At 43.6% G+C, this 15,305-nt stretch carries 15 protein-coding genes; 7 read left to right on the top strand and 8 right to left on the bottom strand.

What is annotated here, in order from left to right; translation table 11 throughout:
- Entirely contained in the window at positions 1–534 is a 534-nt protein-coding gene (locus RTL34_RS00540) for a methylated-DNA--[protein]-cysteine S-methyltransferase (protein ID WP_312113752.1), read from the top strand.
- Between the two features lie 19 nt (positions 535–553).
- Here the strand turns inward: RTL34_RS00540 and RTL34_RS00535 are convergent, their stop codons facing one another.
- Positions 554–3,205: an AAA family ATPase gene (locus RTL34_RS00535; RefSeq protein ID WP_312113750.1), complete on the bottom strand. Its 2,652-nt coding sequence runs from the start codon at positions 3,203–3,205 to the stop codon at positions 554–556.
- A gap of 303 nt (positions 3,206–3,508) precedes the next feature.
- Between RTL34_RS00535 and glpK the strand changes: the two genes are divergently transcribed.
- From glpK to RTL34_RS00520, 3 genes are all read left to right on the top strand, one after another.
- Positions 3,509–5,107 (top strand): glycerol kinase GlpK, encoded by a 1,599-nt coding sequence (glpK, locus tag RTL34_RS00530; RefSeq protein ID WP_312113748.1) that lies wholly within the window; start codon positions 3,509–3,511, stop codon positions 5,105–5,107.
- A 395-nt stretch (positions 5,108–5,502) separates the two neighbouring features.
- The gene (locus tag RTL34_RS00525; protein WP_409455422.1) at positions 5,503–6,510 is read left to right on the top strand and encodes an endonuclease/exonuclease/phosphatase family protein; all 1,008 of its coding nucleotides are present in this window, start codon (positions 5,503–5,505) and stop codon (positions 6,508–6,510) included.
- 20 nt (positions 6,511–6,530) lie between these two features.
- Positions 6,531–7,220, top strand: a complete 690-nt coding sequence (locus tag RTL34_RS00520; RefSeq protein WP_065252496.1) for a TetR/AcrR family transcriptional regulator — start codon at positions 6,531–6,533, stop codon at positions 7,218–7,220.
- A gap of 112 nt (positions 7,221–7,332) precedes the next feature.
- Here RTL34_RS00520 and RTL34_RS00515 read toward each other — a convergent pair whose 3' ends face one another.
- On the bottom strand, positions 7,333–7,488 hold the full coding sequence (locus RTL34_RS00515; protein WP_065252497.1) for an entericidin A/B family lipoprotein: 156 nt from the start codon (positions 7,486–7,488) through the stop codon (positions 7,333–7,335).
- Positions 7,489–7,763: 275 nt separating this feature from the next.
- Here RTL34_RS00515 and RTL34_RS00510 point away from each other — a divergent pair, with 275 nt between their 5' ends.
- The gene (locus RTL34_RS00510; RefSeq protein ID WP_099807880.1) at positions 7,764–8,288 is read left to right on the top strand and encodes a tRNA (cytidine(34)-2'-O)-methyltransferase; all 525 of its coding nucleotides are present in this window, start codon (positions 7,764–7,766) and stop codon (positions 8,286–8,288) included.
- A 9-nt stretch (positions 8,289–8,297) separates the two neighbouring features.
- Here RTL34_RS00510 and RTL34_RS00505 read toward each other — a convergent pair whose 3' ends face one another.
- Genes RTL34_RS00505 through tusD form a run of 3 tightly spaced genes read right to left on the bottom strand, consistent with a single transcriptional unit; the run spans position 8,298 to position 9,427 of the window.
- Positions 8,298–8,618: a TusE/DsrC/DsvC family sulfur relay protein gene (locus RTL34_RS00505; RefSeq protein ID WP_312113743.1), complete on the bottom strand. Its 321-nt coding sequence runs from the start codon at positions 8,616–8,618 to the stop codon at positions 8,298–8,300.
- Between the two features lie 5 nt (positions 8,619–8,623).
- Positions 8,624–8,956 (bottom strand): hypothetical protein, encoded by a 333-nt coding sequence (locus RTL34_RS00500; RefSeq protein WP_060994909.1) that lies wholly within the window; start codon positions 8,954–8,956, stop codon positions 8,624–8,626.
- 30 nt (positions 8,957–8,986) lie between these two features.
- The gene (gene tusD / locus RTL34_RS00495; RefSeq protein WP_409455426.1) at positions 8,987–9,427 is read right to left on the bottom strand and encodes a sulfurtransferase complex subunit TusD; all 441 of its coding nucleotides are present in this window, start codon (positions 9,425–9,427) and stop codon (positions 8,987–8,989) included.
- A gap of 373 nt (positions 9,428–9,800) precedes the next feature.
- Between tusD and RTL34_RS00490 the strand changes: the two genes are divergently transcribed.
- Together RTL34_RS00490 and RTL34_RS00485 are read left to right on the top strand one after the other, a co-directional pair.
- A complete protein-coding gene (locus RTL34_RS00490) occupies positions 9,801–11,249 on the top strand; it encodes a glycosyltransferase family 4 protein (protein ID WP_312113738.1) in 1,449 nt (482 codons plus the stop codon).
- 147 nt (positions 11,250–11,396) lie between these two features.
- Positions 11,397–11,993, top strand: coding sequence for a phosphatase PAP2 family protein (locus tag RTL34_RS00485; RefSeq protein WP_312114224.1), 597 nt, complete (start codon positions 11,397–11,399; stop codon positions 11,991–11,993).
- Positions 11,994–12,025: 32 nt separating this feature from the next.
- Here RTL34_RS00485 and RTL34_RS00480 read toward each other — a convergent pair whose 3' ends face one another.
- The 3 genes from RTL34_RS00480 to RTL34_RS00470 all read right to left on the bottom strand — a co-directional run bounded on the left by RTL34_RS00480 (position 12,026) and on the right by RTL34_RS00470 (position 15,262).
- Positions 12,026–12,826, bottom strand: a complete 801-nt coding sequence (locus RTL34_RS00480; protein ID WP_312113736.1) for a pseudouridine synthase — start codon at positions 12,824–12,826, stop codon at positions 12,026–12,028.
- Positions 12,827–12,896: 70 nt separating this feature from the next.
- Positions 12,897–14,285 (bottom strand): APC family permease, encoded by a 1,389-nt coding sequence (locus RTL34_RS00475; RefSeq protein ID WP_312113734.1) that lies wholly within the window; start codon positions 14,283–14,285, stop codon positions 12,897–12,899.
- 251 nt (positions 14,286–14,536) lie between these two features.
- Complete coding sequence (locus RTL34_RS00470; protein WP_007116885.1) at positions 14,537–15,262, bottom strand: Smr/MutS family protein; 726 nt, start codon at positions 15,260–15,262, stop codon at positions 14,537–14,539.
- Positions 15,263–15,305: the final 43 nt, after the last annotated feature.

Below are 15,305 nucleotides of genomic sequence, written 5' to 3'. Positions count from 1 at the left end.
ATGATAATGACGTCTTATCAACTTGCGAAAAATTTGCCAACCGTGACACTTGTGGCGCATCAAGGCTGTTTGATTGCGCTCGATTGGCATACGCAAAAGACCCATGACCTATTAGCTAAGCACAAGGCAAAAGTAGCCGTCATGAATTCGGTAGCATTAAGTCATTCGATTGATGCCGATGCAAAAGTGCTAGTAGAGACCATCACTCAGCTAAAAGAGTATCAGGCAGGTCAGCGACAAGTGTTTGATATGCGCATCGCCATCTACACAGGCACACCTTTTCAGCAAAAAGTTTGGCAAGCATTACGACAAATCCCTTACGGTCAAACAATCAGCTATGCACAGCTTGCGCTACAAGTGAATAATCCCAAAGGCTTTCGCGCAGTCGCGCAGGCCAATGGCCGCAACCCACTAAGTCTCATCATTCCTTGCCATCGCGTGATTGCCAGCGATGGCAAATTGGGCGGTTATACCGGTGGGATTGAGATTAAGCAAACATTGCTTGATATAGAGCAAGCAAGTTATCAGCGATAAACAATAACCCAATGAGGCGTTATTCTTTATCATCTGCATCTTTTTCTTCCCAAGTTTCTAAGCGTTCATAAATACGACCATAAACGGTATTTTTACGATATTTGCCTTTTTTGGTCATCTCATCCGGCGCTAGACCCGTCAATAGATACATGGCTTCATTGACATGCTCTACGGCATAGATGGCAAATTTACCTGCCGTCACGCTATCGATGATATCTTGACGTAGCATCAATTGCGCCAAATTGGCTTTGGGCACAATCACCCCTTGTTTACCCGTCAAACCTTGCTCGACACACGCATCATAAAACCCAGCGATTTTGGCATTGACGCCGCCGACCGCTTGGACTTGACCAAATTGGTTCATCGATCCTGTAACTGCAAAGCTTTGATTAATCGGGGTTTGCGATAGGGCAGACAGCAGCGCGCAAGTTTCGGCTACTGTTGCGCTATCGCCATCGATACCGCCATAACTTTGTTCAAAAGCCAGCGATGCGGTAAAGTTGAGCGTGTGGTCTTCTGCAAACAATGCTTTTAGGTAACTGCTCATAATCAGCACCCCTTTGGCATGGATAGAGCCGCCTAAATCCACATCGCGCTCGATATCAACAATATCGGCATGCGCGGCACTGTGATGCACTGATGCCGTCAATCGTGCAGGCATGCCAAACTCACTATCTGCGTAGCTGATGACTGTCAGCGCATTGATTTGACCAATCGCTTTGCCTTGGGTGCTAATCAGCTGTTGCCCTTTTTCTAGTTCTTGCCAGAACAATTGCCGTAAATAGCCCGAGCGGTGGCGAATATCCTCAATGGCTTGACGGACATGGCTAGCGGTTACTGTGTTTTCAGGCATAAGCTCTGTTTGATTGATGATAGCATGACGATTGGCTTCGAGTAATAGCTGCGCCAATCTGTCCCCATGTAGGCTTAACTCATGCTGGTCTTCCGCTTGCTCACTAAGATAATCCAATAAACACGCCAACGCGGTGTTATCAAACGTTAGCAATTGATATTTGCTTATCATATCAGCAATTTTGGCGGTCATCGCTTGTTCGTTGGCGTGACTGCGTACCACGCGATCGTGAAAATCTGCACGGATTTTGAATACCGCATTAAATTCAGGCTCAAAATCTAGCAGGTCATAATACAAGTCTGGCTCACCGAGTAAAATGACTTTGACATCAAGCTTAATCGGTTGTGGCTCAAGGCTGATACTGCCTGTCAATGTCAGCATTTGCTCAAGGCTCGACATCTTGATTTGGCGGCTTTGCAGCGCACGTTTGAGACCTTGCCACGCATACGGATATTCAAGCAAATTAGTTGCTTCAAGCACCAAATAACCGCCATTCGCACGGTGCAGTGAACCGGCGCGAATCAGACTGACATCCGTTGAGACAGTACCCAAATGGGTAATTTGCTCGACATGACCGAGTAAATTTAGATGGGTGGGTAAGTCTTCAAACACAATCGGTGCGCCTTGATCGGGCGCATGGCTGGCAATCACATTGACAAAATAGCGCGCTGGTAATGGCGAGAAATGGCTGGGCAAAAACTCTTCATCATCTTCATTGATGATTCGTTCTACATGATTGACGATATCGTCATGCACGTCTTGCAAATACTTACGAACCTTTGGTAAGGCTTGATACTTGTCAAATAACGGCTCAATCAATGGTTTTAAGGTACGCCGAGTCAATGAGTGGTGTAGCGCTTGTAGGGTCTGATTGGCTTCATCTTCAATTTGCTCAAGCTCAACGGTCAGTTGGCTCAAGCGTTTTTGCATGTGGTTCTTATCTTGATAATTGGCAACATACGGCGATTTTGGGGTTAAGCCAAAGCTGGCTTGATTGGTTGCGCTTGAGGTATTATTAGTGGTGCTAGAGGTTTGATTGGCTTTAAGTGGTAAAACTGGTGCTTTACCGCTGGATTTTTGGCGACCCAATTTATTAGCAGGTTTGATTGATAAATAACCATCGCTTGGCTCGATATCATTGTAACTGTCATTGTCATTGCCATCGGCTCGGTTGTCACTAAAATCAGATTTGATAAAAATCGGTTTGTTGTCCGAAGGTCGCAGCGCCAATGCAAGTGAATACTGTTTGCCTTCTTCATGCAGCGCATGATAGACCTGTTCTTCACGAAGGCTAATTTCATTCTTTATCGCTTCTACTTTACTTTGATAGTGCTCACTGCGAAAACGCTGATTGAGCTGACGCTTGGTGGTTAGCCAAAAGGTTTTGACATCTTCCGCTAATTGCTTACCCATGCCAGCAGGAAGGTCAAGTGCAATCGGGGTGCGCGCATCAACAAAATTATGCACATATACCCAGTCATTGGGTGTAGGTTTTTGTTTGGCGTGTGCTTGTAGCAGGCGAGTGATTAAGGTGCGTTTGCCCAGTCCGTTTTCACCTGCAGCAAAGATATGATAACCATTGGCATTGATATCAAGCGCAGTGGCAATCGCTTTACAGGCGCGCTCTTGCCCAAAGCCAATTTCAAGGGTTTTGGTATGGTGGCTATCTTTTGGCAAGGTCGCTGGGTCGGTATAACGGCGCAACTGCGAGATTGCAACAGGCTGTAAATTGTCAGATTTGATGGTATCGGTAATGATAGAAGAGGATTTTGTAGTCACAGGGGTAGTACGAACAGATTTTGCAAGGGTATTTTTCATAAAACAAGTTTCATCAACGCATTAAAAAGCGGTAGTAGTAAAGATAAACAATGACAGTGACAGTTAGAGTGACAATGCTTAGGGTCTGAAGTCTAAGCTTTAGGGTCACTTATAGTTAACAGATAGGTTTTGGTAAGTGGTAATAAAGTATCAGTATGATGTGGTTTTTTGTTGATAAAATCAATGGCTATTTTTTCGCGAATCGTTGCCTTAAGGTTTCAGCCGCAGTAATATAAAAGTTGATGGGTAAGTATTTGCTAAGATAACATATTGACGCTTAACACAATCGTTTGAGACAACAACATGGCTAAAACAGAAAACGGATTTATTTTAGCGCTAGATCAGGGCACTACCTCAAGCCGCAGTATCATCTTTGATAACCAATTAACACCCATCGCCATTGCCCAAAAGCCGCTGAGTATCATCACCCCAAAAGCCGGGTTTATCGAGCAAAATGCCAATGACATCTGGCAAACCCAAATTAGTACCGCCCAAGAAGTGATTGCCAAAGCAGGATTATTGGCGACAGATATTTCAGCCATCGGTATCACCAACCAACGTGAGACCACCATAATTTGGCATAAAAAGACGGGTAAGCCTGTCGCACCCGCCATTGTCTGGCAAGATAGACGTACCCATCAGTGGTGCAGAGATTGGCGTGATAAAGGCTTTGATGCCAAAATCCAGCAAATTACCGGATTACGTATAGATCCGTATTTTAGTGCCAGCAAAATCGTATGGCTGTTAAACCAAAACCCTAAGCTCCGCCAGCAAGCGCTAGCAGGTGAGTTGGCTTTTGGTACTGTGGATAGTTGGCTACTGTTTAACATGACAGGCGAGCATAGCATTGATATCACCAATGCCTCACGTACCATGCTGATGTCTTTGCAAACAGGTGATTGGTCTGATGAATTATTGGAATTGTTTGATATTCCCAAAACCATGTTACCTACCATCAAGCCATCGGATGGCGATTTTGGGGTCACCAAACAAGGGATGTTTGGCAAACAAATCCCAGTCACGGCAGTGCTAGGCGATCAGCAAGCGGCATTGTATGGGCAGGGCTGTAACCGAGCAGGGATGGCAAAATCCACCTATGGCACCGGCTGTTTTTTATTAATGAATACCGGCGATAAGCCCTGTGTCAGTCATCAGCAATTACTCACCACTGTCGCTTGGCAAACCACAGAGGCGAATCACACTCGTCAACCTAACCGGCATGAACCTTCAGGTAAATTGCCCAACTTGCTAAAACCTTTACAAAATTTACAACGAAATAAAAAAACAAGCGTCACGCAAACGCAATATGCGCTTGAAGGCAGTGTGTTTATGGCAGGTGCCATCGTGCAGTGGCTACGCGATAACTTAGGTATGATAACGCGCAGTGAGGACGTTGAAAACTTGGCGGCGCAAGTACCAGATAGCCAAGGAGTGACTCTGATTCCTGCCTTTACCGGGCTTGGCGCACCTTACTGGCGAGCAGATGCTACTGCAAGGCTTATCGGGCTGACACGCGGTACTACCAAAGCACATATCGCAAGAGCCGCCTTAGAAGCCATTGCGCTACAAGCTTATGATGTGTTAATCGCCATGCAAAAAGATAGTCCTGTGCCGCTGCATGAACTGCGCGTGGATGGGGGCGCTGCCAATAACAATATCTTAATGCAATTTCAAGCCGATATACTCAATGTGCCTGTGCTGCGACCGACGACCACTGAGAGTACCGCAAAAGGGGTGGCATTATTGGCAGGGCAAGCGGTGGGACTGTATGATGACACTAGCATTGGTGAAAGTTGGCAGTTAGACCGTATCTTTGAGCCTAAAATGGCATTGTCTGAGCGCCAAGCCATCGTTGAGCGTTGGCAGTTTTATATTAATCAACTATTACATGAACAAAATTAAAGCAAGAAAATCATTAACATAGCTCTAAAAAACTAAAAATAATGTAAAAACAAATAGTTAACTATATGAAAAATTTTTTAAAGACTCGACACGAGAGTGATTTTCGTTAGCAATTAAGTCTATTAAGTAAAAAAAAGCATTTTATTTACCCAACTTTTAAACCCTGCTTAAAAATGTCAGCGAATTTTGGCTAAAAATAATGATTTTTTGTGTAGAAATTGAATAAAAAAATGTATAATGCTTCAAAATTCGACACTGTGTTGATAGTGATAAAAGTTACTATGATAAAAGTTACTATGATAAAAGTTACGAAGATGAAGGTCAGGAAATTTTTTTGGACAATATTGGTATAAGCAAGCAGGGATAACTGGTAACTCAACATTAAGGATATGACAGTGGACAATCAATTTGTTATCGCTACGGCAAATCTACTCAACTTTGCACTGCCCAATCGGGTTTTTTATCGAAACCAAGACGTGTATACGCCGCAGCAATATCAACAAAAGATTAATGCACTCGCCCCCATCTTTCGGCAATTGCAAGCTGATATCATTGGCTGTCAAGAAATTTGGGATGAGCAAGCACTGATTGACTTATGTCATGCAGCGGGTCTCAATGACTATCATGTCACTGTGCCGTTAGCCAGTAATCAGCCAGATAGTCCATTAACCCAAGGGCGAGGCGCAGTTGGCACCCCTAGCGTAGGTTTGGTATCGCGTTTTGAAATTATTAACACCCAATTGCTCACGCAGATGCCTGCGATTGCGTTGTTGGACGTTCCTGATGTTGGGCTTTATCAACAATTTAACCGTCCCCCGCTGATTGCCGACATCAGATTGCCAAATGGCATGGTGGTCACCGTGATTGTGGCGCATTTAAAAAGTAAACGCCCTGAGTTTTTAGAAAACGCGCAAGGCGAGCCTTTAGAAGATCGCAATGATCCGCTAATTCGAGTCCGCGCCAAGCTGCGCAGTCTTTGTATGCGGGCAGCGGAAGCGGCAGGCATTCGCCAAGTGGTCATCGAAAAACTGTCGCACAACAACCATCCGCTGATTTTGTTAGGGGATATGAATGATGTGATGCAAAGTGTGACTTGTCAGCTTTTAAGCGAATCGGGCGAAGTATTTTATGATAAGTCGATGCGGGATATCGTGCTGTATGATGCCTCTACGGTACAAAGCCGTATGCACTGGCTCAAAGATGTGGCGTACACCCATATCCACCAAGGTATGCCAGAAGTGCTTGACCAAATTTTGGTATCTGAACAGTTTTTAGCTGATAGTAAATTTAACATCGGTGAAGTATTACAAGTTGATTATTTTAATGATCATCTCAAATTTATTGTAGAACAACGCCCAACCGATCATGGATTGGTGCGGGCACAAATTAAGCTTTATTCATAATCAGTCGATAGAGAGGAAATATGTCAAGCGCTTATGATGAAAAAATTGAGGATGTGTTGGTGGACTCTGAGCTCGCTCGCCGCTTAGTCCCTAACAAATTCAAGTTCACTAGCCAGCAAGGTCGTTTGCGTCGCCAAAAATTATTAGCCGCTGCCAAAGAATTGAGCGCGACCCGACCTGTCAGTGAGATTAGTTTGGCTGATGTGTGTGAACGAGCGGACATTCCCAGAGCCTCGGCATATCACTTCTTCCCAAACGTTGAAGCGATTTTTTTGGCATTACGTTTTTTAAATGCGATAGAAATCTTTAACAAGCTTGAAAAAGTCGATGCCAAACAATTTAGTCGCTGGCAGGCTTATATCACCACAGTCATTGAGACAGGCGTTGATATTATTCAATCTGATTTAACGGTTGCCCGTTTGATTTATGAGACCAATACCCCAGATTTTGAGGGCAATGCGTTTGGTAGTGAAATCGAAAAAAGCCTCGCCCAAATGGTGTATGATAAGTTGTCTGAGCATTATAAAATGCCGGCTTTAGAAACCATTCATCAGCAATTGTTAGTCGCATACGGTATCATTAATGGTATTTTTATTTTAGCCTATCGCTCAGAAAAAGAAATTACCGATACCTATCGCCAAGAAGCGATTACAGCGGTGATTGCTTATCTACGTTGTTATTTACCTGAAAATTTGCCAAAAAACGGCTAGTTTTATAACCTACTAGGGTTATAACCGATAGCCAATAAAATAGGCAATAAAAAACCCATCAGCGAGATGGGTTTTTTTACTTAAACAGAGAATCTACGATTAGATTTTGTTTTCAGTTATTTGTGCGGTAGATTTTGTTTTCAGTTTTTTGTGCGGTATTGGTTACTGCGCCACCTGTTTTTGATACGTCTTTACCAAAACCTTGGATTGTATTACAACCTGTGACAGCAAACATAACAACGATTGATGCAGCGATTAATTTTTTCATTTTAAATTTCCTCAGATATATCCATTATTTTTTAACAGTTTTTAGCTACCAGGTTAAATCATGCGACTTTATTGATTCATAGAAGTTAAAATAAAGTAAAACATGCTTGGTAGAGTCATGGTAATGCAGGTTAGTCTAACGTCGCTATAGCGTTAATGTAACCAAAACTATCAAGTTGTAAAAAAAACTTAAATTTACGCAATAAGTATAGGTTTTTTGTAAATTAATCTTCGCATTTAGCGTTTTTTTATTTCAATCTGGTTAAGGATGTCGACATGATTCACGTAGTATTAGTTGAACCCAAAATGCCAAGCAACACAGGCAATATTATTCGGTTATGCGCCAATACAGGCGCAACGCTACATTTGGTTGAGCCGTTAGGGTTTGAGTTAGAAGATAAAAAATTACGCCGAGCAGGGCTCGATTATCATGAATGGGCAAATGTCAAAGTCCATGCCAATTGGCAGGATGCGCAGGACAGTCTAAGCCAAAGTGGGGTACAAAGAATCGTTGCCTTGACTACCAAGCTTAGCAAGCCTTTATATGATGAAGATTTTACGCAACTGGCAAATATCGCTTTGGTATTTGGGTCAGAGACAGCCGGGTTACCCGAGCCAATTCGCGCGGCAATTGGGCAAGACAACTGGTTGCGTTTGCCTATGTTGCCGACCTCTCGCAGTTTGAATTTATCTAACAGCGTGGCAATTACATTATTTGAAGTTTGGCGTCAGCAGGGGTTTGGCGGTGATAACGGTCACAGTATCGGTTATGACAATCTCGTCCCTTATGACCCAAAATAACTTCAAAATTTATAAGCAATTTGCAGGTTTGGGCAACCCTGCAATGCGGTTGACATGACGCGCGACAAGACCTGTGTTAAACATGGCTTGCAGTTTGGTGTTATCAATCGCCAATGAGGGCAATTGCTTGGATAAAAACTTGATTAAAGGACGGGTCGTCGGTGGATGGCTATACAAGTCATAATATTGACGTACCGCGTCTATGATTTGATAGTGCCCAGGGGTTAACGTGACATCCAGCGTGTTCGCCAATTGTTGCGCAATATCGGGTGTCCAGGTTTGATGAGCTATCAAATGACCGTCTTGGTCAAGTTCGGGAAGTTGGGTCATGGTATTTATAAGTCAAAAGCGGTATCAAAATAAGGTAGTGTGGTTGGCTTTAGCGCTACTTGAGCACACCAATCAAAGTCTGCTGAAAGGTTCGCTTGCCACGCTTTTAATCTATTAAAATCTGCTAGCGCCAGCCAAGCGGGCGGCATATCATACATATCAAGGGATGCCAGCATATGGGCAAGCTTGCCTGTGGGCTCATCAAGTAGTAAGTTTAGCATGCCATCACCGATAGTCAGCTGAATTTGGTGGTCAAACGCCGCCAGCGCAAACGCCATTGATAAGGCTTCATGACAAAGCAAAAACGTGTCAGCGTGAATATTAATGATAATTTTCATAGTTAATCGCTATCGCTAAACCCATCCCAATTAAAACTGATAAACCGTTTTTGCACTGTGCAGATGCATGGCTAATTCACCCAAACCGACTAATTCAAAGCCATCTGCTAAATTGTCACCTTGTAGCTGATGTCTAGTCGCATTGTCAGCATCTGTCACCCCGCGAGCCAAAGCGGCACTCACACACACTTGAATGGTTAAATGATGACTCATAGCAAAGTGTTGCCAGTTTTTTGCCATATTTTCGATATCATCTGGCAGCCAAATTAATCGGTTGGCAAGCATCACCGCATCACTATATAAGAAAATTTTAAAATCGGTAGTAGTCAACGGGTTTTGCTCAACGGTTGTTTTATTATCGTTTGCCCATAGCGATTGGGCGCATTCAAGCGCTTGTTTGGTGAGCGGATGACTAGGCGCATGTGTCATTAGCATCACAATCGGTGTATCGAGCGTCGAAGTATTTGGCATAGCGGTATTATTCGATGTAGTTATCAAATCAGTCATTTAACCATCTATAAATTAATCTATAAAGCTGCAATATGCTCGCTATTTTAGCAAAATCGACCCCTATTTGCGATACTTGTAATAGCGGCGATAGTAGCGATACTTGTAATAGCTGCGGTGCAATTGTCATCAAACTGTTATCAAATTGACATGAGGTTGTCAATGGCGGCTTATAAGCTTAACCCATACAAAGGATTGATTTAATTTACCGAAACGGCTTTTGTAGTCAAATAAAGCAGTCGGTTGTAATGGTTGATAACATACTATGAGCGACAACACTGTAAACACTAATTTGTACCAGGCTTCGTCTGACACTCAGACGATGTCAGCAAATCACATGAATCTCTCAACTCAAGTTGCAGGCACGCCTTTTCATGACAATAGGCCATCACTGCATATCGCTTTGGTGACTGAAACGTGGTTGCCCGATATCAATGGGGTAGCTTCAAGCGTTTATCAAATCATGCGCGAACTCAAATCGATGGGTCATCGCATCACTTTGATTCGCCCCAAACAAAGTGATGAAGTCGAACAACATACCCTAATGACAGGGCTTAATACTGCGGCTGTTACCACTGATTTGCAAGTGCCAAGTTTGCCCATTCCCTATTACCCGCATCTGCGCATGGGGCTACCTTGTTACCGATTTTTAACCAAGCAGCTGCGCAAGCTTCGTCCTGATATCGTGCATATCGTGACAGAAGGTCCTTTGGGGCTTGCGGCGTTGATTGCTGGCAAACAGCAAAGCATTAAAGTCTCTTCAGGTTATCACACCGCGTTTCATGATTTTAGCCGATACTTTGGTTGGAAAGTTGTCTCAGTTCCTCTGCTTGCGTATATGAAGCGTTTTCATAACCAGTGCAATGCCACGTGTATTCCAAGTCAGACCACCCAACATCAGCTGGCTGAATTTGGTTTCAAGCATTTGTACCAAGTCGGTCGTGGCGTTGATACAGCGCGCTATGCACCGAGCAAACGTAGCCAAGCATTACGGCAAAGTTGGGGCGTGGGCGAGGGCACCACAGTGTTAATGTGTGTGAGCCGTGTTTCCCCTGAAAAAGGTATGGATACCGTCATTAAAAGCTTCAAAGCGCTACAATTACAGCAGCTGCATCGTCATGTTAAATTAGTGATTGTCGGTGATGGACCATACAAAGAAGCGCTCGTTAAACGGCATGCCAATGATACAAGCATTATTTTTGCAGGCTTTAAAACAGGCGAGGCGCTGGCAAGTTATTATGCCAGTGCCGATGCTTTTGTGTTTGCTAGTCAAGTGGAAACTTTCGGTAATGTCGTCACCGAAGCGATGGCATCGGGGTTACCAATTTTTGCCTATCATGATGCGGCTGCGGCGCTGTTGGTGGATGATAGTTGTGGTAAAACTGTACCGCTTGGGCAAGAACAACGCTTTGTAGCGATGATTAGTGAATTGCCCAAACAACAACAGCTTGATCAGATGCGACTAGCTGCAAGGCACAAGGTGGCTGCTTTTTCTTGGCAAAAACCTGCCCAAGAAATGTTGACCATGTTTTATGAAGTGCTATCAATTCAGACGAACACCCTAACAGCCAGCACAGTGACGCCAACCATTTTGTCTTCTCAATCAATGGCTCAACATCCGCTCGCGGATTTAACAATCGCCCTCACACCTGAGTCAGTTCACCCGACTGTCGGGGCAAAAAAACAGCCACGATATAGTCATTCACTCCAAAGTAGCCACTCAACCCAAAATAGTCACCCAACCCCAAGACCCGCTGAATCTGCCGCGTTTTTCTCCAAAACGTGAGGTTCAAATAGGCAAAAAAAGGATGGCGCCATGAATCACCCCATCAATCAATCCATGAATCAACCCATAAAACAATCCAAACTGTCACTTGCCAATTCAGAACTCACCTGTACCTCTGTTAGCTCTGTCGAAAACTTACCCAATTTAATGCGCAATTATTATCAATTTTTGCACAGTAAACCTAAATTATATCATTTGCAAAAGCGCGTGCTGCAATGGGATACTCGCTTATGTTTATGGGTAAATTTGCTGTCGCAATTGAAGTTTTTTGCGCAGTTTTTCAAAACCATCAGCCGCTTAGGCGATGGTTGGTTTTGGGCGCTATCGACGGTAGTGATGTTAGTAGCGTTATTCTCACAAGGACTGGTCGCTAGTATCGTCGCTGTGAAAGTGTGTGTGGTGTTACTCAGCAGTTTTTGCGGTTATTTGCTGTATAAGTATCTAAAAGTGCATACAGTACGTCCACGCCCTTACCAAGTACACCAGACCATTACTTTAGGTGAACGGCCTTTAGATATATTTAGTTTTCCATCAGGGCATACACTGCAAGCGGTATTGTTTACCATCATGATAGGTCATCAACTGCCGATGATGTTATGGGTGTTGCTGCCATTTACGATGCTGGTGGCATTATCGCGCTTGGTGCTTGGGTTACATTATCCCACCGATGTGTTGGTGGGTGCAGGCATTGGCGCAACATTTGCGACCATCGGCAGTAAAGTGAGTGATTACTTGGTGGCGTAAATGATGTCGCCAAATAATGATATCGCAAACTATTAAGGCAAATGAAAGCCAAACTGCGCACACATCGTTAACCAATCTGTATCCACGGGTGCAGTGATATCAACACGCCGATTGTCGGTCAGTCTATTAAAAGCCAAGGTATGCGCATGTAACATCAATCGATGTACGCCGATGTGTTGACGGATGGCACGATTTTGGTGATGATCGCCATAACTGGTATCGCCAATAATTGGATGAAACACATGCTTCATGTGGCGACGTAGTTGGTGTTTTCGTCCAGTAATGGGCGTCAATCTAGCCAGGCTAAAGCGTGAAGTGGGATAGCGTGCGCGCGCTTGAAACGGCTGCTCAGTTGTTGCCAAGCATTGCCAATGCGTTTGCGCAGGTTGCAGTAAGGTTAATTCAGCAGGGCTGCTAAGGACTTCATCAAACATGTCTGTCGAACTAACCTTTCTTTGTTGTAGCGCCTGCAAACTTGGTTTATCGCCAATTTTATCCAACATTTGTGCGAGTGGGTAATCAATCAGCCCAGATGTCTGTGCATTAACTGTCAAATATCCGCGCACGATGGCTAAGTAAGATTTTTGCACTTGCCTGTTTTCAAATTGCTCACACAGTTGCCGCGCTGATTCGCTCGATAAAGCAAACAGTAACACCCCCGACGTCGGTCGGTCTAAGCGATGAATCGGATAAACATATTGAGCCAATTGATCGCGCAGGGTCTGCATCACAAACTCGGTTTCATGACGGTCAAGCCAGCTTCGATGGACAAGCATACCCGCAGGCTTATTGACTGCCACACAGTGTTCATCTTGATATAAAATTTCTAACATGCCGTTTTCCCAAAAGCCACAGACATAAAAAAGGTCAGAATCGTATCTGACCTTTTCACCACGTTAACCATTATTCATGTTCATTGTGCATCGGTGGATGACGCTTAAAGCCACCGGTTTTAAACGCCAAATAGATAAGACCGATTACTGCCCAGCTTAAACCCATTTTGATGGCGATGGGCTCACTTTCTTTCCACATCAGCGCAACACTGATAAAGCCAAGCAGCGGCACAATCAAATACATCAACAAATCATAGGCACTGTGGTAGCGTTTTTCACGGATGATGTAGGTCGCAATCACGGATAAGTTAACAAAACTAAAGGCCGTCAACGCCCCAAAACTAATCAAATGCGCGATGACATCAAACTCAATAAAACCCGCGGTTAAGGCAATCACACCCGCGATATAGATATTGTAGGTTGGGGTCAAGTATTTTGGATGAATATGACCAAAAATACGTTTATTAATGACCCCATCACGCCCCATCACATACATCAAACGAGAGACACCCGCATGTGCAGAAATACCTGACGCCATCACCGTGACAATTGCAAAGCCCAATACGGCGGCTTGAAACGCAGAACCACCCACCAACATTAAAATATCTGGCTGGGTAGCAGCCACATCTGGGAAATATTTGTCAGGGGTTTGTGGGAAATAAATCTGCATAAAGTAAGTGCTAATGATAAACACAATACCTGCAATCAATGCGGTCAAGAAAATTGCTTTTGGTAGGGTTTTTTGCACATCTTTGGTTTCTTCTGCCAATGAGCTTAGTGAGTCAAAGCCTGTGAAAGAGAAACATAAAATGGTTGCACCACTGATGAGTGCCGTCATGTTAGCAATATCACTCCAAAACGGCTTTAAGCTCCATAATTGGTAAGCTGCAGCATTGATAGTGCCGTCCGCATTGGTGCCCGCCATCAATTTGCTATACACCAACCACGTAAATACACCGATAATCAATAGCTGAATAAACACAATCCAACTATTAAAATAAGCCACGACTTTGGAGCCATGCACGTTAATCCAGGTCATAAATCCCGTCAGAATAAATACCCAAATCCATTTGTTGACATCAGGGAACAGCGCTTCAAGATAAATCACCGCTAGGATAATATTCACCAAAGGTGACAATAAATAATCCAACCAAGAAGACCAACCCACCATAAACCCGACATTGGGATGAATCGATTTTTGCGCATAGGTATATGCCGAACCTGCTGAAGGATAACGACGAATCATGCTACCGTAACTTAGCGAGGTAAGCAAAATAGCGATCAATGCAATAATATAAGATGTTGGAACGTGCTGATGACTGGCTTCAGAAACCAAGCCAAAGGTATCAAATACGGTCATGGGCTGAATATACGCCAAACCAATAATGATAATGTGCCAAAGGGCTAAATGACGTTGCAATTTAGCGGGCGAATTAGTCGCAGTGGGGGTATTGTTCAAAGCTACCTTTCTCCTATACCCAGTGGTGTTAAAAACAGTCAGCTGTCAAAAGACAAATGGGCGCTGTTTTTAGCCAGTTGAGAGTAGATTAATGCAGAGCATTTAATCCATGAAAAAAAAGAGCCTATTATAAACAAAAACTAAGAATAAACTATTAACAATTAAAAAATCTCGTTAAAAAAATCATGCATCGTTTGTTTTATGCATGATTTTATAAAATTTAACCTATAGTCAAAATAGCCGTACAATGGTTATTGGTCGCGATTGGCTTTTTCACGTTTTTTGAGTAACACCAACACTGCACCATTGCCACCTTGCGCCGCAGGGGCTGAGCAAAAAGCAAGCACTTCAGGAATCTGACGCAACCAACCATTGACGCAGGTTTTTAAGATACTATCAATGCCTTTACCATGAATGATTTTCACGCAATTTTCATTGTTTTTTTGAGCCTGCAAAATCAACTGACTCATGGCTTCACGGGCCTCTTCAATGGTGGCACCGTGTAAATCTACGGCATCATACCAGCGAATCTTGCCTTGTTTGAGCTCATTAAACACTTTGTTTTGTAGCGTTGCGGTTTTATAACTTAAATAAGCATCGCCAGAGACGGGGTTGAGCAGCGCTTGCATATCAGACAATACATGCCCGCTATCATCGTCACCACCGACTGCCGCCGCGCGTTTGGCTAGCGTCGTCGCATCAAGCTTATTGCCAGCGTTGTTTTTATCCGCCAAGTTTTTATCTTTGATTGGCTGCACGCCTGACATGGCTTGCATAAATAGCAATTTATCATCATCAAGATGTTCGCTATTATATTTTTTAACTTGTTTGGCGACTTGTTGCTTGCTCAATAAACCCACGGTTTCAGTCGGTTTGCCGTTTTCATCGGTTTCTTTAGTTTGGCTGCGACCTTTACCTAGTTCAGCTTTAAGCTGCTTTAACTGGTCTTGCATTTCTTTAGAAAATAAATTTGCCATACAATAACTCTATAAATCGGTATAAAAAATAGGGCGTTTATCG

Origin of the sequence: Moraxella sp. CTOTU47915, from assembly GCF_031986685.1 — a bacterium.
GTDB classification, from domain to species: Bacteria; Pseudomonadota; Gammaproteobacteria; order Pseudomonadales; family Moraxellaceae; genus Faucicola; species Faucicola tetraodonis.
Note: the sequence above shows the minus strand (reverse complement) of the source record. Positions and strands in the feature narration are given on the sequence as shown.

Excerpts from the sequence above, each read along its gene's own strand:
- RTL34_RS00535 (WP_312113750.1), bottom strand. The coding sequence starts at position 3,205 with ATGAAAAATACCCTTGCAAAATCTGTTCGTACTACCCCTGTGACTACA.
- RTL34_RS00505 (WP_312113743.1), bottom strand. The coding sequence starts at position 8,618 with ATGACCCAACTTCCCGAACTTGACCAAGACGGTCATTTGATAGCTCAT.
- RTL34_RS00480 (WP_312113736.1), bottom strand. The coding sequence starts at position 12,826 with ATGTTAGAAATTTTATATCAAGATGAACACTGTGTGGCAGTCAATAAG.
- RTL34_RS00485 (WP_312114224.1), top strand. The coding sequence starts at position 11,397 with ATGCGCAATTATTATCAATTTTTGCACAGTAAACCTAAATTATATCAT.
- RTL34_RS00540 (WP_312113752.1), top strand. The coding sequence starts at position 1 with ATGATAATGACGTCTTATCAACTTGCGAAAAATTTGCCAACCGTGACA.
- RTL34_RS00490 (WP_312113738.1), top strand. The coding sequence starts at position 9,801 with ATGAATCTCTCAACTCAAGTTGCAGGCACGCCTTTTCATGACAATAGG.
- RTL34_RS00520 (WP_065252496.1), top strand. The coding sequence starts at position 6,531 with ATGTCAAGCGCTTATGATGAAAAAATTGAGGATGTGTTGGTGGACTCT.
- glpK (WP_312113748.1), top strand. The coding sequence starts at position 3,509 with ATGGCTAAAACAGAAAACGGATTTATTTTAGCGCTAGATCAGGGCACT.
- RTL34_RS00500 (WP_060994909.1), bottom strand. The coding sequence starts at position 8,956 with ATGAAAATTATCATTAATATTCACGCTGACACGTTTTTGCTTTGTCAT.
- RTL34_RS00515 (WP_065252497.1), bottom strand. The coding sequence starts at position 7,488 with ATGAAAAAATTAATCGCTGCATCAATCGTTGTTATGTTTGCTGTCACA.
- RTL34_RS00510 (WP_099807880.1), top strand. The coding sequence starts at position 7,764 with ATGATTCACGTAGTATTAGTTGAACCCAAAATGCCAAGCAACACAGGC.
- RTL34_RS00470 (WP_007116885.1), bottom strand. The coding sequence starts at position 15,262 with ATGGCAAATTTATTTTCTAAAGAAATGCAAGACCAGTTAAAGCAGCTT.
- tusD (WP_409455426.1), bottom strand. The coding sequence starts at position 9,427 with ATGCCAAATACTTCGACGCTCGATACACCGATTGTGATGCTAATGACA.